General features: G+C 74.9%; 17 protein-coding genes, 1 tRNA gene and 1 pseudogene. 12 read left to right on the top strand and 7 right to left on the bottom strand.

Translation table 11 applies throughout. The features are described from left to right. Positions 1-41: 41 nt before the first annotated feature. Positions 42-884, top strand: a complete 843-nt coding sequence (locus CCE02nite_RS12925) for a PadR family transcriptional regulator (RefSeq protein WP_255318849.1) — start codon at positions 42-44, stop codon at positions 882-884. 91 nt (positions 885-975) lie between these two features. On the opposite strand, the gene CCE02nite_RS12930 is transcribed toward CCE02nite_RS12925, so the two are convergent. The 4 genes from CCE02nite_RS12930 to CCE02nite_RS12945 all read right to left on the bottom strand — a co-directional run bounded on the left by CCE02nite_RS12930 (position 976) and on the right by CCE02nite_RS12945 (position 4,517). After that, entirely contained in the window at positions 976-1,473 is a 498-nt protein-coding gene (locus tag CCE02nite_RS12930; protein ID WP_141390033.1) for an SRPBCC family protein, read from the bottom strand. Continuing rightward, the gene (locus CCE02nite_RS12935) at positions 1,470-2,390 is read right to left on the bottom strand and encodes a hypothetical protein (protein ID WP_255318850.1); all 921 of its coding nucleotides are present in this window, start codon (positions 2,388-2,390) and stop codon (positions 1,470-1,472) included. Before CCE02nite_RS12935 ends, CCE02nite_RS12930 begins: the two co-directional genes overlap by 4 nt. A 32-nt stretch (positions 2,391-2,422) precedes the next feature. After that, positions 2,423-2,941, bottom strand: a complete 519-nt coding sequence (locus CCE02nite_RS12940; protein WP_141390034.1) for an OsmC family protein — start codon at positions 2,939-2,941, stop codon at positions 2,423-2,425. 160 nt (positions 2,942-3,101) lie between these two features. Continuing rightward, positions 3,102-4,517 carry an NAD(P)/FAD-dependent oxidoreductase gene (locus tag CCE02nite_RS12945; protein ID WP_141390035.1) on the bottom strand — a complete coding sequence of 472 codons (1,416 nt, stop codon included), beginning with the start codon at positions 4,515-4,517 and terminating at the stop codon, positions 3,102-3,104. Positions 4,518-4,669: 152 nt separating this feature from the next. Between CCE02nite_RS12945 and CCE02nite_RS12950 the strand changes: the two genes are divergently transcribed. The 4 genes from CCE02nite_RS12950 to CCE02nite_RS12965 all read left to right on the top strand — a co-directional run bounded on the left by CCE02nite_RS12950 (position 4,670) and on the right by CCE02nite_RS12965 (position 7,734). Further along, positions 4,670-5,143, top strand: coding sequence for a MerR family transcriptional regulator (locus CCE02nite_RS12950; protein ID WP_141390036.1), 474 nt, complete (start codon positions 4,670-4,672; stop codon positions 5,141-5,143). Continuing rightward, positions 5,143-6,171, top strand: a complete 1,029-nt coding sequence (locus CCE02nite_RS12955; protein WP_141390037.1) for an aldo/keto reductase — start codon at positions 5,143-5,145, stop codon at positions 6,169-6,171. The genes CCE02nite_RS12950 and CCE02nite_RS12955 overlap by 1 nt, the downstream gene beginning before the upstream one ends. A 103-nt stretch (positions 6,172-6,274) precedes the next feature. Further along, positions 6,275-7,114, top strand: a complete 840-nt coding sequence (locus tag CCE02nite_RS12960; RefSeq protein ID WP_141390059.1) for a thymidylate synthase — start codon at positions 6,275-6,277, stop codon at positions 7,112-7,114. Between the two features lie 5 nt (positions 7,115-7,119). Next, entirely contained in the window at positions 7,120-7,734 is a 615-nt protein-coding gene (locus CCE02nite_RS12965) for a dihydrofolate reductase (protein ID WP_304363334.1), read from the top strand. 54 nt (positions 7,735-7,788) lie between these two features. Here the strand turns inward: CCE02nite_RS12965 and CCE02nite_RS12970 are convergent, their stop codons facing one another. After that, entirely contained in the window at positions 7,789-8,556 is a 768-nt protein-coding gene (locus CCE02nite_RS12970; protein WP_141390038.1) for a GntR family transcriptional regulator, read from the bottom strand. 399 nt (positions 8,557-8,955) lie between these two features. Here CCE02nite_RS12970 and ehuB point away from each other — a divergent pair, with 399 nt between their 5' ends. The 4 genes from ehuB to ehuA are packed head-to-tail and all read left to right on the top strand — an operon-like array spanning position 8,956 to position 12,199. Then, positions 8,956-9,903 (top strand): ectoine/hydroxyectoine ABC transporter substrate-binding protein EhuB, encoded by a 948-nt coding sequence (gene ehuB / locus CCE02nite_RS12975; protein WP_141390039.1) that lies wholly within the window; start codon positions 8,956-8,958, stop codon positions 9,901-9,903. A gap of 4 nt (positions 9,904-9,907) precedes the next feature. Continuing rightward, positions 9,908-10,738: an ectoine/hydroxyectoine ABC transporter permease subunit EhuC gene (gene ehuC, locus CCE02nite_RS12980; protein WP_141390040.1), complete on the top strand. Its 831-nt coding sequence runs from the start codon at positions 9,908-9,910 to the stop codon at positions 10,736-10,738. Continuing rightward, on the top strand, positions 10,735-11,376 hold the full coding sequence (gene ehuD / locus CCE02nite_RS12985) for an ectoine/hydroxyectoine ABC transporter permease subunit EhuD (RefSeq protein WP_141390041.1): 642 nt from the start codon (positions 10,735-10,737) through the stop codon (positions 11,374-11,376). The genes ehuC and ehuD overlap by 4 nt, the downstream gene beginning before the upstream one ends. Before the next feature lie 28 nt (positions 11,377-11,404). Further along, the gene (ehuA, locus tag CCE02nite_RS12990; RefSeq protein WP_141390042.1) at positions 11,405-12,199 is read left to right on the top strand and encodes an ectoine/hydroxyectoine ABC transporter ATP-binding protein EhuA; all 795 of its coding nucleotides are present in this window, start codon (positions 11,405-11,407) and stop codon (positions 12,197-12,199) included. 31 nt (positions 12,200-12,230) lie between these two features. Here ehuA and uriH read toward each other — a convergent pair whose 3' ends face one another. Next, entirely contained in the window at positions 12,231-13,196 is a 966-nt protein-coding gene (uriH, locus tag CCE02nite_RS12995; protein WP_141390043.1) for a uridine-preferring nucleoside hydrolase UriH, read from the bottom strand. A gap of 128 nt (positions 13,197-13,324) precedes the next feature. Between uriH and CCE02nite_RS13000 the strand changes: the two genes are divergently transcribed. Further along, positions 13,325-13,397, top strand: a tRNA-Arg gene (locus CCE02nite_RS13000). A 68-nt stretch (positions 13,398-13,465) separates the two neighbouring features. Next, positions 13,466-15,280, top strand: coding sequence for a glycerophosphoryl diester phosphodiesterase membrane domain-containing protein (locus CCE02nite_RS13005; RefSeq protein ID WP_141390044.1), 1,815 nt, complete (start codon positions 13,466-13,468; stop codon positions 15,278-15,280). A 21-nt stretch (positions 15,281-15,301) separates the two neighbouring features. Here the strand turns inward: CCE02nite_RS13005 and CCE02nite_RS13010 are convergent, their stop codons facing one another. After that, positions 15,302-16,384 (bottom strand): hypothetical protein, encoded by a 1,083-nt coding sequence (locus CCE02nite_RS13010; protein WP_141390045.1) that lies wholly within the window; start codon positions 16,382-16,384, stop codon positions 15,302-15,304. Positions 16,385-17,196: 812 nt separating this feature from the next. On the opposite strand from CCE02nite_RS13010, the pseudogene CCE02nite_RS20660 reads away from it, so the two are divergent. Next, positions 17,197-18,930 (top strand): annotated as a pseudogene (locus CCE02nite_RS20660) (hypothetical protein); the annotation flags it as partial.

Raw genomic sequence — 18,930 nt, forward strand, 5'->3', positions numbered from 1 at the left:
GCGGATCACCCGGAGCCCCACGAACACAGGAGACACATCCCATGAGCTACGCACACCAGCACCGGGGCAGGACCCCGGAGAACGTCCAGAACATGTCCCAGCCGTTCGGCGAGCGCCCCGGGCCACGGCCCGGCCGCCGTCGTCGTGACGGCTTCCCGCCCGTGCCCGACGACGCGGCCTGGTTCCGCGGCGACGGTCCCTCCGGCCGTGGTCGGGGCGGCGCGCGCCGCGGCGGTGGCCGCGGGTTCGGCGGCCCGGACGACGGCGGTCGGGGCTTCGGCCCCGGCGGGCCGGCGGACGACCGGCGAGGGTTCGGCCCCGGCTTCGGGCCGGGCGGCCCCGGCGGTCCCGGGTCCGGCCCGGGCCACGGCGGCCGTCGTCACGGGGGCCGGGGCCGTGGCCCCGGGCGCGCCGGTCGCGGTGACGTCCGCGCCGCCGTCCTGCTGCTGCTCGCCGAGCAGCCCATGCACGGCTACCAGGTCATCCAGGAGATCGCCGAGCGGAGCGAGGGCCAGTGGCGCCCGAGCCCCGGCGCGGTCTACCCGGCGCTGAACCTGCTCCAGGACGAGGGGCTCGTCGAGCTGTCGGCCGACGGCGGGCGTCGCCTCGCGACGCTCACCGAGGCGGGCACCGCGTACGTCGCGGAGCACGCCGCCGAGTTGGGCGACCCGTTCGCCGACGCCGCCGGTCGCGGCGGGCGCTCGCGGCGCGAGCTGCGCGCGGGCGTCGAGGCCGTCGCCGCGGCGGTCCACCAGGTCGCCCGCACGGGCACGGACGAGCAGGCGCAGGCCGCGGCGGAGCTCCTCGAGCGCACGCGCCGCGAGCTCTACCTGATCCTCGCCGGCCCGGCGGGCGCCCCGGCCGAGGACGAGCCCACGGCCTGACCCTCGCCGCACCCCGTCGAACCCGGGGTTGCCAGCCACCCGCAGACATGGGTGGCCGGCAACCCCGGGTTCGGCGTCTCTGCGTCCGTCCCTAGCGGCGGGCGGACAGACGGTCCTCGAGGCGTCGCAGCGAGACGTGCATCATCACGCGCAGCGCGAGCCCGACGAGCGGTGCGGTCACCGCGCGGGGGACCGGGCCGGCGAGGTACGCCTCCTCCCACCACACGACGCGGCAGTGGCCGCGGCCGTGCGGCACGACGTCGAACCCGGCGTCCCCGAGCAGCACCGGCCCGAGCTTGCGCACGCGGGTGGTCCCCGTGCGATCTGCCGCGACGGACGGACGGTCGAGCGACTCGACCACCATGCGGTCGGTGAACCCACGGCCCGTGCGCCCGGCGCGCAGCCCGCTCACCATCGTGAAGCGGTCGCCGACCTCCGGCCCGCGGGCGGCGGGGGTCGCCATGACGGTCAAGGGGATCCAGCGCGGGTGCGTGCGCGGGTCGGCCACCCACGCGAACGCGACGGACGCGTCGACGTCGAGCTCGCGCGCCACGGCGACCCGCCGCACGGGGCGGCCCGGGCCCGTCATTCCGCGTCGCGCGCGGAGGAGTGGCCCTTGCGCCCGCGCCCGGGCAGGAGGCGACGCCGGCGCCGGGGGCTCGTGGCGTCGTCGGGCACGGGGACGAGCCGCGGCGGCGCGTCCTCGACCGGTGACTCCACGACCTCCAGCAGCCGCCCGAACACCGACGGCGGCGGTCCGAACGCGCGCCGCGACTGGCCGATCACGCCGTGCCCGAGCGCGCGCGCCCCTGCGACGCCCACGACGGCGCCGACGCCGAACGGGACGAGCCGCCCGATCGCGAGACCGGACTGCTTGGCGAGCTGGGTGCGCAAGAAGCGGTTGCCGAGCGCCTTGTTCACCTTGACCAGCGTCCCGGCGGGCATGCTCGTCAGCAGGACCTTGCCCCACGCGAGACCCGAGCCCTGGGTCGCGCGCTCGACGTCGCGCGCGCCCTTCTCGCCGAGCACCGTGGCGAGGAGCAGGGCACGGCGGCGCGCGACGTCGTCCACGGCGATCCCGTGCACGTCCGCCACGGCGAGCGCGAACGCCGCCGAGGACGCGAAGAACGTCGCGATGTCGCTCGACGTCAGCGCGATCCCGACGCCCGTCCCGACCGCCGGGAACGCCGCCGCCGCACCGACGGCGCCGCCCGCGGCCTGGATGACGAGCAGGTACTCGCGCTCGAGGATCCGCACGATCTGCGCGGGGCTCGCCTCCGGGTTCCGACGGCGGACCCCGTCGACGTGCGCCCGGATGACGTGCGACGGGATCGTCACGGCCTTGTCGAGCGCCGCGTCGAGCAGCGGCGTGGGCCGGTAGGCGGCCCAGTCGACGGCGTCCTGCGTCGACACGTCCGCGCGCGTGCCCTCGGGGGGCGGCGTCCCGTACGCGGGCGTGCCGCCACGCGGCACCGGAGTTCTCGAGGGTTCCTGCTGGTGCGCCATGGCGCCTCCCGTCATCGCGTCCCGGTCCCGCGTCAGGCGGGTGTCTCGACCTCCCGGCCGGCGCTCTCCGGCTGGAAGAGGTACTCGACCTCGGCCCCGGCCTTGACCGTCCTCCCTACCGTGCACGCCTTGTCGATCGCTCGCGCGGCGACGGTGACGAGCCGGTCGCGCGCGTCGTCGTCGAGCGAGGTGAGGTCGATGTCGTACGTGCCGGTGATCTTCGGGTACCGCTCCTCCTCGAGCAGCTTGGCGCCCTCGACGTGGATCGTCACCGCGTAGTCGTCGCCGAGCCGACGTGCGAACGTCCGGTCCGTGCTCATGCCCGCGCACGCGGCGAGGGCGATCTTCAGGAGCTCCCCGGGGGTGAACACCGCGCCCTCGCTCGCCGGGCCGATCGACACCTGGGCGCCGCGCGCCGAGCGCCCCGTGTACGTGCGGGTTCCCGTGCGCTCGACCCACAGCGCGTCGGCCGGCGCGGGGGACGGCGCCGGCACGTCGTGCTCGGCCTCGTCGGCGGGGCTCAGGCTGGTCTCGGAAGGCTGAGTCGTCATGCGTGAATCCTCGCACTCGTCGGGTCGCGGCGTCCGGGAGGTCCGCCCTCCGGGGAACGCGCGGCGGGCGCGGGCGATTCCCTCGCCGGCCCGGGCGAGGTCGGTCGAGCCGCCCGGGTCGCGTCGGTCGGGGCGGGCCGACGCGACCCGGACGGCGGTCTCAGGCCGCGCGGACGCTCTCCGGCGCGGGGCGCGGCTCCGTCGGCGGGGTGGCGCTGTCGTGCTCGGCCGCACGCGCGGCCGCCGGGCGCGCGGCCGGGGCGGCCGCCACGAACGCCTCGCGGGGGTGCTGCACCGCCGCGAGCGAGACGACGTCGCGCCCGAACAGCGCGCCCGTCGCCCACACGGCGACCACCCGGGCCGTGCGCTCCCACGTCGGGATCGCGAGCACGTGGTACCCGCGGTGCATGAGCCACGCGAGGCGCCCGCGCACGACGAGGCGGCGGTACTCGAACACGCCCGAGCCGAGGCCGAGCGTCGCGACGACGCCGAGGCTCCCGTGCACGTACGGCCGCGTCGGGCGGCCGCGGCGGGCTGCGACGAGGTTGCGGGCGAGGCGTCGGCCCTGCCGCACCGCGTGCTGGGCGTTGGGGACGGTCAGCGCGCCCGGCCGCGGGACCGCGAGGTCGGGGACGGCCGCGCCGTCGCCCGCGGCCCACGCGTCGGGGACGGTGTCGTCCACCGTCCCGACGCGCAGGTCCGGCCGCGTGACGAGGTAGCCGCGCGCGTCCACGGGCAGGTCCGTGTGCGTCGCGACGACGGGGTTCGCCGCGTTGCCCGCGGTCCACACGAGCAGCCCCGTGGCGAAGGACTCGCCGGTCGAGAGCGTCACGACCCCGCCCTCGGCGGACACGAGGCCGGCCTCCAGGTGCACGTGCGCGCCGCGACGCTCGAGCTCCCTCACGACCCACCGCCCCGGCCGCTCGGTGACCTCGGGCAGGATGCGCGCGTTGCGCTCCACCAGGTGGAACCGCAGCTCCGCCGGGTCGATCTCGGGGTAGACGCGCGTGAGGTCGTGCGCGAGCGACAGGAGCTCGGCGAACCCCTCGACGCCGGAGAACCCGCCGCCGACGAACGTCACGGTCAGCAGGCGCTCGCGCTCGGGCCCCGCCGGCAGGCTCGCCGCGCGGTCTAACGACGTGAGCAGCCGGTCGCGGATCGCCACGGCCTCCTCGACGTGCTTCATGCCGATCGCGTGCTCGGCGACGCCCGGCACGGGGAACACGCGCGTCACGGCACCGGCCGTGACGACGACGGTGTCGTACGTCAGGTCGTACGGCTCGCCCGAGCGCGGCCGCACGACGACCGCGCGGCGTGCGTGGTCGACGCGCTCGACCGTCCCGTCGACCAGGCGCGTGCGGTGCAGGTGGCTGCGGTGCGCGACCGCGGCGTGCCGCGCCTCGACGGACCCCGCGACGACCTCGGGCAGGAACGGCTGGTAGGTCATGTACGGGCGCGGGTCGACCAGGACCAGCTCGACCTCGCCGCGGCGCAGCTCGCGCCGCAGGCGCTTCTCGAGCTCCCGGGCCGCCGTGAACCCGGCGTAGCCCCCACCGACGACGACGATGCGTTCCATCACTGCCTCCTGTGACGTGAGCGTGCCGGGCGCCTGGTGCGCCCTTCCGGCGCGCTCACCCTGTCGACCGGACGGCACCGCGGTCCGTGACATGACGTGCGTCACGTTGGTGCCCTTGACCTGGAGCGCGCTCCAGGTCGCATGCTCGAGACATGTCCGAGCTGCTGATCCCCGCCGCCCCCGTCGAGGTCCCGCCCGAGGGGCTGTCCATCGGCGACGCCGCGCGCGCCGTCGGTCTGAGCATCGACACGCTGCGCTACTACGAGAAGGAGGGGCTCCTGCTCGACCCTGCGCCGCGCGACGGCGGCGGTCGGCGCCGCTACGGTCCGCACGACGTCGCGTGGCTCGCCGGGCTCGCCATGCTCCGCGAGACGGGCATGTCGATCGCGGACGTGCGCGTCATCGCGGACCTCAGCCGCCGGACAGGCACCGAGGCCGAGCGCCTCGTCGTCCTCGAAGGCCACCGCGAGCGCGTGCTCGGCGATCTCGAGCGCACGCGCCGCCACCTCGCGGCCCTCGACGCCAAGATCGCGTCCTACCGCGCGGTCACGGACGTGGCGGCCCGCGACGGCGGCGGTCGCGACGCGGCGCACGGCACCACCGACCACGACCAGGAGAACCCCTGATGACCACCCCTGAGACCCGCGCGACCGGCACCCTCCCCGCGTCCCGACCGCCCGTCGTCGACCTCGGCGACGGACTGCGCGTCTCCGCGATCGGCCTCGGGGCGATGGGCATGAGCGCGTTCTACGGCCCCACGGACGAGGCGGAGGCGGTCGCGACGCTCCGGCACGCCGTCGACGCCGGCGTGACCTTCGTCGACACCGCCGAGGCGTACGGGCCGTTCGAGAACGAGAAGCTCGTCGGGCGTGCGCTGGGCGACCGGCGCGACGAGGTCGTGCTCGCGACCAAGGCGTCCGCCGAGACGGACGACGACGGCACGGTCCACGGCCGCAACGGCACGCCCGAGTACGTCCGCCGTGCGGCCGACCGCTCGCTGCGCCACCTCGGCACCGACGTGATCGACCTCTACTACCTCCACCGGGCCGACCCGGCCGTGCCGATCGAGGAGTCCGTCGGCGCGATGTCCGAGCTCGTCGCCGCCGGCAAGGTCCGTCACCTCGGGCTCTCGGAGGTGTCGGTCTCGACGATCCGGCGCGCGCACGCCGTCCATCCGCTCGCGGCCGTGCAGTCGGAGCTCTCGCTGTTCTCCCCGGACGTGCTGCGCAACGGCGAGAAGGCCGTCATGGACGAGCTCGGCATCGGGTTCGTCGCGTTCTCCCCGCTCGGCCGCGGTGTGCTCACGAGCAGCGTGCGCAGCCTCGACGACCTCGCGCCCGACGACGCCCGTCGCGGCCTGCCCCGGTTCCAGCCCGAGGCCTTCGCCGCAAACCTGCGGCTCGTGGACAGGGTGCGCGAGATCGCGGCCGAGAGGGGCGCGACCGAGGCGCAGGTCGCGCTCGCGTGGGTCGTCGCCCAGGGCGCGGTACCCATCCCCGGCACGCGGCGTCCGGAGCGCCTCGACGAGAACGCCGCGGCGGCGCGCCTCGAGCTCACCGCCGACGACCTGCGTCGTCTCGCCGACGCCGTGCCGCAGGCGCAGGTCGCGGGCCACCGCGACTACGCCCCGACGCCGGACGGCCAGGACCGCTGAGCGAGGGTGACGAACGCCGCGGTGTGTAGGTTCGACACGGCCCCGGCAAAGCTACACACTGACGGATGTGGCACTCGACGCGACCGACGCCCCGACCGCACCCGTGAGCACCGGCGAGCCTGCGCCGTCGGGCACCGCTCCCGGGCCCGTCCCGACCCCGTACGAGGACCTCCTGCGCGACGTCCTGGCGAACGGGACGCCCAAGGGCGACCGCACCGGGACGGGCACGCGCAGCGTGTTCGGGCGGCAGATCCGCTTCGACCTGTCGCAGGGCTTCCCCCTCATCACGACCAAGCGCGTGCACCTCAGGTCGATCGCGTACGAGCTGCTGTGGTTCCTGCGCGGCGACTCGAACGTGCGCTGGCTCCAGGAGCGCGGCGTGAGCATCTGGGACGAGTGGGCGGACGCCGACGGCGAGCTCGGCCCGGTCTACGGCGTCCAGTGGCGCTCCTGGCCGACGCCGGACGGGCGGCACGTGGACCAGGTCGCGCAGGTGATCGAGCAGATCACGGCGAACCCCGACTCTCGCCGCCACATCGTCTCGGCGTGGAACGTCGCGGAGATCGAGAACATGGCCCTGCCGCCCTGCCACGCGTTCTTCCAGTTCTACGTGGCCGACGGGAGGCTGTCGTGCCAGCTCTACCAGCGCTCGGCCGACCTGTTCCTCGGCGTGCCGTTCAACATCGCGTCGTACGCGCTGCTCGTCCACATGGTGGCCGCGCAGACCGGGCTCGAGGTCGGCGACTTCGTGTGGACCGGCGGCGACGTGCACATCTACGACAACCACCTCGAGCAGGTGCGTGAGCAGCTCACGCGCGAGCCGTACCCGTACCCGACCCTGCGCCTCGCGCCGCGCGACTCGATCGACGCGTACGAGTACGAGGACATCGAGGTCGTCGGGTACCAGCACCACCCGACGATCAAGGCCCCGATCGCGGTCTGACGGCGGTGGGGGAGGAGACGCCCGGCGGACCGACGCTCGGGCTGGTCTGGGCGCAGGCGCGCGACGCCGCCGGGAGGCCCGTCATCGGCGCGGGCGGCACCATGCCCTGGCACCTGCCCGAGGACCTCGCGCACTTCAAGCGCGTCACGTCGGGCCACCCCGTCGTCATGGGCCGCCGCACGTGGGACTCGCTCCCGCCCCGGTTCCGGCCCCTGCCCGGGCGCGTGAACGTCGTCGTGACGCGGCAGCCGGGGTGGTCGCCCGGGGAGCCCTCGCTGCGCGTCGGTACGTCCGGCGGTGCGGTGCCCGACGGCGGTCGCCCGGTCGAGCGGGTCGGCGCGCCCGTGCGCGTGGCCGGGTCGGTCGCGGAGGCGCTCGCGGTCGCACGCGAGGCGGCGCGCGACACCGGGTCGGGCGAGGTCTGGGTCATGGGCGGCGCGCAGCTCTACGCCGCGACGGTCGCGCTCGCGGACCGGTGCGTCGTCACCGAGATCGACGCCGTCGTCGAGGGCGACACCTACGCTCCCGACGTCCCCGGCGGGTGGACGGTGCACGCGGGCGAGTGGGCGACGTCGTCCACGGGCCTGCGCTACCGCTTCACGACCTGCACGCGCGTCTGACCGCGGTCCCGTGGTCGTCAGCCCTCCGTGCCGCACGGACGGGGCACGGGTGCGTCAGAGCAGGCCGGTCGGCTCGATCGGGTCGAGCCGGGGCGGCGGCACGGGGTGCGGCTCCTCGATCGTCTCGACGGCTGCCTCCTGCGGGGCGGTGAGCCGCGCGACGGCCTCCTCGAGGTTGGTCGTGATCGCGGCGACCAGACCGTCGGCGTCGCGCGCCTCGAGGCGGTCGACGAGGATCTCGTGGGACTCGGGGGAGTCGGCGCGCACGGCGTACTCGTCGCTGACGGTGAAGCTCGCGACCCGGACCTCGACGATGAGCGTCGTCATCCAGCGCAGCAACCACGGGTTGCCGCCTGCGGCCACCAACGTCCAGTGCAGGGTGAGGTCGGCGTCCCCGATCCGGCGGGGGTCCTGCGACGCGCCGGCCGCCACGAGGGCGTCGTACGCGGCGCGGACCGAGGCGACCTCCGGGTCGGTCGCCCGGGCGACGGCGAGGCGGGCGGCCGTGGTCTCGACGCTCGTGCGCGCGGCGTACAACGCCGGGATGCGGTCGCGCCCGATCGTCACGACGCGCAGGCCTCGTCCCGGGGTCGCGACGAGGAGCCCCTCTTGCACGAGCCGCTGTGCGGCCTCGCGGAACGGGCCGCGGCTGACGCCGAGCTGCCCGGCGATCTCGACCTCGCGGATGGGCGTCCCCACACGCAGCGCGCCGGAGTAGATCGCGTCGCGCAGCTCGCGCGTGATGAGGTCGACCGTGGACGGTCGCGTCACCGGCGAGAGGAACGGTGCGGCGCTGTGCGGCGCGCGTGAGGTCGGGCTCATCGAGTCCCCTTCCGCGTCGTGGTGGTCGTGGCGGGCTGGTGCCGGCCTTCGTGCCAGGCCGTCGAGGTCACGATCCGGTATCACATCATCCCCTGTCGCGGACGACCGCACCGCACGTCGCGCCGCGGGGGAGCGACCCACGACCGGACAGGCCCGGCGGAGCGACGAGCCGCGGCACCTCCCGTCGTCGCAGGTCACCCAGCGTCCCCGGCCGTCGCAGGCCGCCCGGCTCCGGGCCCTGCACAACCGTTGGCCCTCGTCGCGCCTCGTCGATTGTCGACAATCGGACCATAGGACAGTCAGATTGTCGAACGGTGGACAAAGCGTTAGCGTGGCCGACCGTCCGCTCAGCCCCACGACCGTCCGCGACCGCTCGCGTCGACGGGCACGAAGGGAACCATGACTTCCACGCGAACCACCCCGTACCGACGCCGCGTGCTGCTCGCGTCGGGCACCGCCGTCCTGCTCGCTGCCACGGCGGCCTGCTCGAGCGTCGACGGCGGGTCCGGCGGGTCGACGGACGAAGGCCTCCTGTCCGGCCTCCAGGACGCCGGGAGCATCACCGTCGGCTTCGCCGGCGAGGATCCCTACAGCTACCAGGACGAGTCCGGCGAGCTCACCGGCGCCGCCGTCGCGCTCAACGAGGCGGTGTACGCCGAGCTCGGCATCGACACGGTCGAGGGCACGCTCACCGAGTGGAACGCCCTCATCCCCGGGCTCAACGCCGACCGCTTCGACTCCATCAGCGCGGGCATGTCGATCCTGCCCGAGCGGTGCGAGCAGGCCGCCTTCGGCGAGCCCGAGATCATGTACACCACGGCGTTCCTCGTCCCCGAGGGCAACCCGAAGAACCTCTCCGACTGGCAGTCGGCCGTCGACGCCGGCGTGAACCTCGCGGTCATGTCGGGCGCGATCGAGGCCGGGTACGCCGAGAAGACCGACGTGCGCACCACCCAGGTCGGGAGCCCGCAGGACGGGCTCGACGCCGTCGTGTCAGGGCGTGCCGACGCGTTCGCGCTCACCGGCATCTCGCTGCGCGCGCTCGCCGAGAGCGCCGACGCCCCGGTCGAGGCCACCGACTCCTTCGTCGCGGTGATCGACGGCGTCCCGCAGATCGGCGCGGGCGCGACCGTCTTCCGCCAGGGCGACACCGACCTGCTCGACGCGTACAACGAGCAGCTCGCCGAGATCGTCTCGGACCCCCAGAGGTACGAGGACGTCCTCGGGCCGTTCGGGTTCACCGAGGCCGAGCGTCCCGTCGAGAGCCTGACCGCCGAGATGCTCTGCGAGGGCGACCTCGAGAAGATCGCGGACGAGCTCGGCCCGGAGCTCGGCCTGGACTCCTGACCCGATGTCGGACGACATCCAGACGCTCGTCGCGCGACTCCCGCAGCTCGGCGACGCCGTCCTGGTCACCCTGCAGCTCACGGTCGGCGGCGCTCTGCTCGCGATGGTCGTCGCGCTGCTCCTCGGGTTCGGCTCGCGCACCCGCTCCCTGTGGGTGCGCGGGCCGTCCCGGGTCGTCGTGGAGTTCTTCCGCGGGACGTCGCTCGTGGTCCAGTTCTTCTGGCTCTTCTTCGTGCTGCCCGCGTTCGGCGTCAAGCTCGAGTCGATGGCGGTCGGCATCCTCGCCCTCGGCCTCAACTACGGCGCCTACGGCGCCGAGGTCGTGCGCGGGTCGATCAACGCCGTGCCCCGCGGGCAGTGGGAGGCGTGCACCGCGCTCAACCTCGGTCCGGTGCACCGGATCCGTCGGGTGATCTTCCCGCAGGCGTGGGCGCTCATGATCCCGCTCCTCGCGAACCTGCTCATCCAGCTGCTCAAGGGCTCGGCGCTCGCGACGTACGTCTACCTCCACGACGTCTTCTTCTGGACGGACCAGCTCCGCACCGCGACGCGGGACACGTTCTTCAGCTTCACGGTGGGGCTGCTCGTGTACTTCGTCATCGCCTACCTCCTCACCTGGTGCATGAACGCGCTCGAGGCGCGGGCCAAGCGGCGGCTCGGCGCCGGCCCGACCCGCCCGACGTTCCGGGAGGTGTTCCGCGTGCGGCCCGCCGACCCGACGCCGTCGGGAGGAGCGCAGCCGCTCCGGACGGCCGCCGGGGCGTCCGCCGTGACGCCGGGAACGACCTCCGGGCAGCCCGTGACCGTCGGGACGCCGCGAGGGGAGGACGCATGAGCGAGATCTGGAGCTGGGAGCGTGCCGCCGAGGTGCTCCCCGACCTGCTCGCCGGCCTCCGGGTCACGGTGGTCGCGACGATCGTCGGCATGGTCATCGCCTCCGTGCTCGGCCTGCTCATCGCGCTCGCGGGGCGCGCCGCGAGCCGCTGGATCACCGCACCCCTGCGCCTGGTCGTGGACTTCGTCCGCATGACGCCCCTGCTCGTGCAGCTCGTGTTCGTCTACCTCATGCTCCCCGCGGTGCCGGGCCTCGTGGTGGGGTGCGTCGTGCTCGGCGTGCACTACGCCACGTACATGTCCGAGGTCTACCGCGCAGGGATCGACGCCGTGCCGCGCGGCCAGTGGGAGGCCGCCACGGCCCTCAACCTGCCGCGTGGGCGCACGTGGCGCGCGGTGATCCTGCCGCAGGCGATCAAGAACACCCTGCCGGGGCTCGGGAACTACGCGATCTCGATGTTCAAGGAGACGCCGTTCCTCTTCGCGATCTCCGTGGTCGAGATGTTCACCGCCGCACAGACGTTCGGCGCCAACACCTTCTCGTACGTCGAGCCGCTCACGTTGGTCGGGATCCTCTTCCTGATCGTGAGCTACCCGACCTCGCTGCTCGTCCGACGCATGGAGACCCGCCTTGCCTGACCCGACCACCTACCCCGGGGACACGACCATGACCACAGAGACGACCGATCGGGGCGTGGCGCCCGCGATCGAGTTCCGCGACGTCGTCAAGAGGTTCGGCGACAACGTCGTCCTCGACGGGCTCGACTTCAGCGTCCCGCAGGGCGAGCGCGTGACGCTCATCGGACCGTCCGGCTCGGGCAAGACCACGATCCTGCGCCTGCTCATGACGCTCGAGGAGGCCGACGGCGGGCTCATCCTCGTCGACGGCGACCCCTACACGCACGAGTACCGGGGTCAGCGGCGGGTCGCGGTCCCCGAGAAGCGGCGCCGTGTGGTGCGCAACCGGGTGGGCATGGTGTTCCAGCAGTTCAACCTGTTCCCCAACATGACGGTGCTCGAGAACATCGTCGAGGCACCGGTGCACGTCCTCGGCCGGTCCCGGGACGAGGCGGTGGCGCGCGCCGAGCAGCTGCTCGAGCAGGTCGGCCTGTCCGACAAGCGCGACTTCCGCACGAACCAGCTCTCGGGCGGCCAGCAGCAGCGCGTGGCCATCGCGCGCGCCCTCGCGATGGACCCGGAGATCCTGCTGCTCGACGAGGTCACCTCGGCGCTCGACCCCGAGATCGTCGCCGACGTGCTCGGGGTGCTGCGCGACGTCGCCGCGACCACGGACATCACGATGCTCCTCGTCACGCACGAGATGCAGTTCGCGCGCGAGGTCTCCGACCGCGTGCTGATGTTCGACCACGGGCACATCGTCGAGGAGGCCGACCCCGAGACGATGTTCACGGCACCCCGCCACGAGCGCACCCAGGAGTTCCTCCGGGCCGTGCTCGGGTGACGTGCCCGTCCGACGCGCCCGGTCGGGCGAGTCAGCCGTCCCCGACAAGCGTGAGCGCGTCCACGACGAGGTCCCAGAAGCGGGCATGGTCGAGCGTGACCGCGACCTGGGTGCGGCACTCGTCGGGGCCCGGCTCGTCGCCGCGCAGGTCAGCGACCGTCATGCCGGTGGTCAGCGTGCCGTGAAGCTCGACGTCCAGCGGGGCGCGGCGCGTCGTCATGACCGCCGGGTCGATCACGTACGCGACGGCGCACGGATCGTGGACGGGCGGGTAGAGGAAGCCCTGCGCCGAGCGGTACGTCGCCCCGTAGAAGTCGAGCAGCTCGCCGACGAACCGGGAGGCCGCGGTGCCGAGCGCGGCAAGCCGCTCGCGCGCGTCGGGCGTCGCGACGGCCTGGTGCGTGAGATCCAGGCCGACCATCGTCACCGGCCACGCCTCGTTCAGCACGACGTGCGCGGCCTCCGGGTCGGCGAGCACGTTGAACTCCGCGACCGGCGTGCGATTGCCCACGTGGTAGCCGCCGCCCATCATCACGACCTCCCGCACGCGCGGCACGATGCGCGGCTCCTTGCGCGCCGCCATCGCGACGTTCGTCAGCGGACCCGTCGGCACGAGCGTGATCTCGCCGGGCTCCGCGCCCATGACCGTGTCCACGACGAGGTCCACCGCGTGGCGGCGGTCGACGGCGCGGCGCGGGGCGGGCAGGGCGGGCCCGTCCATCCCTGAGTCGCCGTGGATGTCCGGCGCGACGATCCGCGGTCGGACGAGCGGGCGGTCGCACCCGGCGGCGACCGGGACGTCGATCCCCGCGAGCTCGGCGACGGCGAGCGCGTTGCGGGTGACCTTCTCCAGCGTCTGGTTCCCTGCGACGGTCGTCACGGCGACGAGGTCGACCGTCGGACTGCCGTGCGCGAGCAGCATCGCGATCGCATCGTCGTGACCGGGGTCGCAGTCGAGGAGCATGCGGCGTGGCGCGTCGGAACGTCCGGTGGGCATGCGCCCATCCTCGCGCGCCGACCACGGGCCGGCCACGCTCCGGCCGACGGTCACCGTCCGTGCGGCGCGCTTCGCCTCCGGCGGCCGCCGACGGCTAGGCTGTCCCCCGGCCCGTTCCCCGGGGCCGCGCGCCTGTAGCTCAGGGGATAGAGCACCGCTCTCCTAAAGCGGGTGTCGCCAGTTCGAATCTGGCCAGGCGCACCGAGAGTCCGGCACGGGCCGCCCCGGCCGACCGCCACCTCGCACGACCAGACCGGGAGCAAGGTCCGATGAGCCCGTGGGCACTGCTGCGCGACGCGGCGCGGCGGTCGTACGCGCTGCGCGGCGTGACCGTCCGCGTGCTCGTCCTTGCCGTCGCGCTCTCCGTGGTGACCGTGCCGGTCGTGTCGTGGCTCGCCCGGGTGAGCGCGGCGGCGGCGGGCGTCCAGGCCCTGACCCACCAGAACGTGGTCCACGTCCTGACGACCCCGGGGTCGGTGGTCCTGCTCGTGGTGCTCGCCGTGGTCGTGGGCGTCGTCGTCCTCGTGCAGCACGGGGCGTTCGTCGCCGTCGCGTGGAGGGCCGACCAGGGCGGCCCGGTGACGCTGCGTGGCGTCCTGCACGACCTGGGCCGCGCCGCCCGCGGTCTGCGCAGCCCGCAGCTCGCCCTGTTCCTGGTCTACGCGGTCGTCCTGGTCCCGATCGGCGGTCTCGGGACGGCGGCGCTCCTGGTCCGGGGTGTCGCGATCCCGGACTTCGTCATCGCCGAGCTCCTGAAGTTCCGGGGCGGGCTCCTGGTCTACGTCGTCTTCCTGGCCGCCGTGCTGTGGACCAACCTGCGACTGGTCCTCACGACGACGTTCCTGGTGGAAGACCGCGGCACCGTCGCGGCCGCGATGCGGGCGAGCTGGCGCGCCACACGCGGGGCCACGCTGCGCATGCTCGTCCTGCTGGTGCCCGTCGGGCTCGCCGCCCTCGTCGTCGCGGGCGCGGCGGCCGCGCTGGTGCTGGTCCCGACCCGGGTCGTCGACGCGCACGCGCCCGGCGCGGCGGCGGTCGTGGCGGGCGTCGGGCTCGCCGCCGTGCAGGTGCTGGCGGTCGTCCTCGCGGGCGCGGTCGCGGCGACCGTGGCCCACGTGCTCGTCGCCGTGGCGCGGGAGCGACGGCCTGGGCGTACGAGGCTCGACGGTGCGGCGACGCCGACCCTCGTACCGTCGTCCGTCGGCGCGGGGGAGGTCACGCCCGGCCCGGTACGCGCCGTCCTCATCGCGGGGGCGGTCCTCGGTGCCCTGGCGCTCGTCGCCACGAACACGCTCGCGGTCTCTTCGGTCACGGAGCACCTCCCCGGCGTCGTCGCCCACCGCGGGCACCCTGCCGCCGCGGTCGAGAACTCGATCCCGTCGCTCGAGGCAGCGGCCGCGCTGGGCGTGGACTACGTCGAGCTGGACGTGCTCCAGGCCGCCGACGGGGGCCTCGTGGTCTTCCACGACACGACGCTGCGCCGCCTCGCCGGGTCGGGACGCGCGGTCGCGGACCTCACGCTCGACGAGCTCACCGCGACGACGATCCGGCAGGGCGGGCGCGAGGCGACGATCCCGTCCCTGCGGGACTTCGTGCGACGCGCGAAGGAGCTGGACCAGCCGCTCCTCGTCGAGCTGAAGCTCCATGGTCGGGAGACGGCGTCGTACGTGCCCGACGTCGTCGCGCTGCTGCGCGAGGAGGGCGTCGCCGACGAGTACCTCGTCCAGGCGATCTACCCGGAGCTCGCCGACGCGGTGAGCGCCGCCGCCCCGGAGGTCGAGGTGGGGTACGTCGTCCCGCTCGTGCGGGGCGTGCGCGAGGTCCCGGACGTCGACTTCCTCGCCGTGGAGCAGTCCTCGCTCGGCCCACGGACGCGCGCCGTGGCGCGCGCGGCGGGGGTCGACCTGCTCGTGTGGACCGTGAACGACGCCGCGGGCCTGCGGGCCGTCCTGCGTGCGGGCGACGTGGACGCGGTCATCACCGGCGAGCCGGAGACCGCCGTCCGGGTGCGCGGCGAGGTCGAGGCGGAGACGGGTGTCGCGCCGCGGCTGGAGCACCGGGTCCGGGAGACGTTCCGCTGGTGACGTGACCGCCCGACAACGGCGCTACGCCGAGCCGTCGGTCGACGCTCCGGTCGACGGGGCCGGCGTGGGCGCCGTGACGGCGCCCCCGTCGGTCCCCGTCCCGGCGCCGTCCCCGGCCTCGGCGTCCTCGCCGGTCCCCCCGCCCGTGCCGGGGTCGGGCGTGGTCGAGGGATCGGGGTCCGGGGTCGTCGGCTCGGGGGACGGCTCCGGCGTGGGGCTCTCGGTCGGGCCCGGCGTCGGGGTCGTGGAGGGCTCCTCGGTCGGCGTCGTCGACGGCGCCGGGTCCGGCTCCTGGGTCGGCACGGTCGACGGGTCGACGGCCGGGTTCGACGGCGCGGGCGTCGCGGGGTCGTCCGTGCCGGTCGAGCGCTCGCGGCTGATCGTCGTCCCCGACCCCTCCACACCCCGCACGGCGTCCGAGATCGGCTTGCCGATCACGAGCTCGACCACGAGGACGACACCCATCACCACGACGAACAGGGCCAGCGCCGAGACGGTCAGCACCCGCCCGCGGCCGTAGCGGTCGACGAGCCGCAGCCAGGCGTTCTGCGCCGGCTCCGGGCCCGTGCCCGGCTCGGGCGGAGCACCGACGTCGCCCCCGTCCACGGTCTTCTGCGTCGCGTCGTCGTCCTGCTCGGCAGACGTCGCCGCACCTGCGTCGGACGCCGCGTCCGCCACGACGACCGTCCCGCGCGGCACGCTGGCGACGGCGGTCGTGACGGTGGTGGTCGTCGCGCGGTCGCGCGCGGTGCTGGCGCCGGTGGTCACCTGTACGACCTTGCCGACGACGGGGACGAGCTGCTCGCGCGTCTTCTGGATCGAGCGCGTGTAGACGTAGTTCGCGACGACGGTGAGGGCGCTCGCGATGCCGGCGCCGATGATCGTGCCGGCGGTCCCGAAGTACGACAGCAGCACCGTGGTGCTCACGGCGGCGAGAGAGCTCGCGATCACCTGCGTGAGGGAGAGCCGGGCGGGGGCCTCGCGCTCCTTCGCGGGCGCGGTCTCCACGGTGGCACGACCTGCCTCGCGGCCGGCCTCGTGGGGTGCGGGGCGGGGTGCGGGGGAGTCGTCGCTGTCGGGGCGGGGTGCGGGGGGTGTCGTCACGTGGTGCGGGTTTCCGGTCGTCGGCGGGAAGGACCACCCGCCGCCACCGGCCGTGCACGACGACCGCGCGCCAGGGACCGGCGTCGGGCCACGGGCGTCCTCCCACGGTAGGCCGCTCGTGTGGACCTCGCTCAGGGGCGCCGTGCCGGGGGCTCAGAGGAACGGGAGAGATCCTGTGACGCCGCCGGTCGGAGCGCTGCGGCGGGCGCGCCGGTGTCGGTCGTCGCGCGCACGACCCGGCGACCGGGAAGGCGGCTCGATGACGGCGACGTATCCTGCCGAGGGCCGCACGGACCGCCGTCGTGCGCCGTGGAAGCCGAGCCGTGCGCCGCGCGGTGTGGTGTGCACCACACCGTGGAGGTGGTCGGCCGCACTCTCGAATTCGCGGAATCATGCGCATGTTGTGGACGCTCGTCCAGGTTGTTCTCAGACGCCGCCGGGTGACGCGGGTGATTTACCCGTCCAGGACCGCGGACCGTGTTGACGCCCAGCATCTCGCCGTGCAAGATAGTCCTCGACAGCGCGCATCGCCTGCCCCCTGCGCGGTGCGCGCTGTTTCACACTTCTCCGGGAGAACACCCGGAATAGCTCGGAACGACGGCCTCGGTACACGAATTCTCGTGACCCGGGGCCGTTCGTCGTCCCGCTTTCGACGCGTCCCACGCTCGACCCTCCGGAGGGCGGCGACGGCCCGGCGCCGCCTGGCGGACCGGGTCGCCGACCCTCCGGCGCGCCGCGCCGGGCCTCGCGAGGCGGACGGTTAGCGTCGGAGGGTGAATGCCGCAGCCCGCACCAGCTCAGCCGCCCGGAGCGTGGCCGATCCTGCTCGGCTGCCCGCGACCGCTCCCGACGGGACCGACCAGGCCGACGCACCGGACGACGACGTGACGCCGCCCCGCCCCGTGCTCGTCCCCGAGCCCACCACGGCCGACCTCGTCGACGAGGCCGTGACGCGGTGGCGCGCCGGCCTCGTCGAGCTCGCCGGGGGGTCGTCGCTCGCCGACGTCTCGCTCCTCGGCGACGCCGTCGTCGACCTGACGGCGGCCCACCCCTCGGGCGTCGCCCAGCTCTTCGCCGGGCGACCGACCCGGCTCTCGAACCTGTTCCGCGAAGGTGGGTCGCTGCCCGCCGCGCGGCGCCGCGCGCGCGCCGTCGTGGTCCGCGCCGCCGAGCACGCCCAGCGCTACGGCGTCGCGCCCACGTACCTGGCGATCGGGGTCGCGACCTGGACCCAGAGCCTCGCGGCACCGCTCGCGGAGGACGACGTCGCGGTGCTCGCGCGGGTCGCGGGTCGCACCCCCGCGACGATCGTCCCGAGCGAGGGCGACGACGGGGCCGCCCCGGGCGCCGCCGGACCCGGCGGCGCCACCGACGGGGACGCCCAGCCACCCGCGGCCCCTGGCGCGCAGGGCGAGCCCGCCGGGCACGACGACGCACGCGTCCCTGACGCCGATCACCTCCCCCGGGGCGCGGTCGAGGAGGGCGAGCAGGAGCCGACGTCCCGCACCGTGCGCGCACCCGTGCTCCTGCGCCCCCTGACCGTGACCCCGCGCGGGGACGGCGAGACCGACTACGAGCTGACCCTCGAGCCGACGGCCGAGATCAACCCGCTCCTCGCGCGCACGCTGCGCGCGCACGGCGCGCTCCTCGACCCGGTGACGCTCGCGCGCTCCACGTTCACCGGCGCGGGCTTCGACCCCGGCGACGCGACCCGTCGTATCGCCGCGCTGGGCCGGGCCGTCCTCGACGACTTCGACCTGACCCACCGTGTGCTCGTCGGGACGTTCGTCCACCCGGGGCAGGTCCTCGTCGACGACCTCGACGAGCTGGCGCCCGCGCTCGAGCGGCACGAGGTCGTCGCCGCGCTCGCCGGGGACGAGAAGTCCGCCACGGCGCTGCGCGCCGAGCTGCCCGCACCGCGCGTCGGCGACGCGGACCCCGTGCACGAGCGTGGCGCGGGCGACCTCGACCCGTCCCAGCGCCACGTCGTCGACGTGCTCGCGAGCGGGTCGCACCTCTTCGTCGACGCGCCGGCCGGGTCCGACGTCGCGGGCACGCTCGCGGCCGTCGTCGCCGAGGCGGCGGCGTCGGGGCGCCACGTGCTGTACGTCCCGGGCCACCGCCGGGCCGCGGACGCGCTCCTCGCACGGCTCGACGAGCTGGGCCTGGGCGGCCTCGTGCTCGACGTCGTCCCGGAGCCGACGTGGCGCGAGACGGCGTCCCACCGCCTCCTGTCCGCGATGGCGACCGAGCCCGAGCCGGGCGAGGACGAGGACCTCGCGCGCACGCGCGACGCCCTGCTCGGGGCGCGCGCCCGGCTCGCCGGGTACATCGAGGCGCTGCACCTCGTGCGGGACCCCTGGGGCGTGTCCGCCTACGACGCGCTCCAGGCGCTCGCCCGGCTCACCGCCGAGCGCCCGGCCCCCGACACCCGGGTGCGGCTGACGACCGAGGTCGTGCTCGGCGTCGGGCCGCAGCGGGAACGCGCCGCCGCGGAGCTGCGCGAGGCCGCCCTGCTCGGCGCGTTCACCGCACGGGCGACCTCG

It is taken from the genome of Cellulosimicrobium cellulans (assembly GCF_006539945.1).
Classification (GTDB): domain Bacteria; phylum Actinomycetota; class Actinomycetes; order Actinomycetales; family Cellulomonadaceae; genus Cellulosimicrobium; species Cellulosimicrobium cellulans.

Coding starts and splice junctions, on each gene's coding strand:
- CCE02nite_RS12925 (WP_255318849.1), top strand. CDS start 42: ATGAGCTACGCACACCAGCACCGGGGCAGGACCCCGGAGAACGTCCAG.
- CCE02nite_RS12930 (WP_141390033.1), bottom strand. CDS start 1,473: ATGACGGGCCCGGGCCGCCCCGTGCGGCGGGTCGCCGTGGCGCGCGAG.
- CCE02nite_RS12935 (WP_255318850.1), bottom strand. CDS start 2,390: ATGGCGCACCAGCAGGAACCCTCGAGAACTCCGGTGCCGCGTGGCGGC.
- CCE02nite_RS12940 (WP_141390034.1), bottom strand. CDS start 2,941: ATGACGACTCAGCCTTCCGAGACCAGCCTGAGCCCCGCCGACGAGGCC.
- CCE02nite_RS12945 (WP_141390035.1), bottom strand. CDS start 4,517: ATGGAACGCATCGTCGTCGTCGGTGGGGGCTACGCCGGGTTCACGGCG.
- CCE02nite_RS12950 (WP_141390036.1), top strand. CDS start 4,670: ATGTCCGAGCTGCTGATCCCCGCCGCCCCCGTCGAGGTCCCGCCCGAG.
- CCE02nite_RS12955 (WP_141390037.1), top strand. CDS start 5,143: ATGACCACCCCTGAGACCCGCGCGACCGGCACCCTCCCCGCGTCCCGA.
- CCE02nite_RS12970 (WP_141390038.1), bottom strand. CDS start 8,556: ATGAGCCCGACCTCACGCGCGCCGCACAGCGCCGCACCGTTCCTCTCG.
- ehuB (WP_141390039.1), top strand. CDS start 8,956: ATGACTTCCACGCGAACCACCCCGTACCGACGCCGCGTGCTGCTCGCG.
- ehuC (WP_141390040.1), top strand. CDS start 9,908: ATGTCGGACGACATCCAGACGCTCGTCGCGCGACTCCCGCAGCTCGGC.
- ehuD (WP_141390041.1), top strand. CDS start 10,735: ATGAGCGAGATCTGGAGCTGGGAGCGTGCCGCCGAGGTGCTCCCCGAC.
- ehuA (WP_141390042.1), top strand. CDS start 11,405: ATGACCACAGAGACGACCGATCGGGGCGTGGCGCCCGCGATCGAGTTC.
- uriH (WP_141390043.1), bottom strand. CDS start 13,196: ATGCCCACCGGACGTTCCGACGCGCCACGCCGCATGCTCCTCGACTGC.
- CCE02nite_RS13005 (WP_141390044.1), top strand. CDS start 13,466: ATGAGCCCGTGGGCACTGCTGCGCGACGCGGCGCGGCGGTCGTACGCG.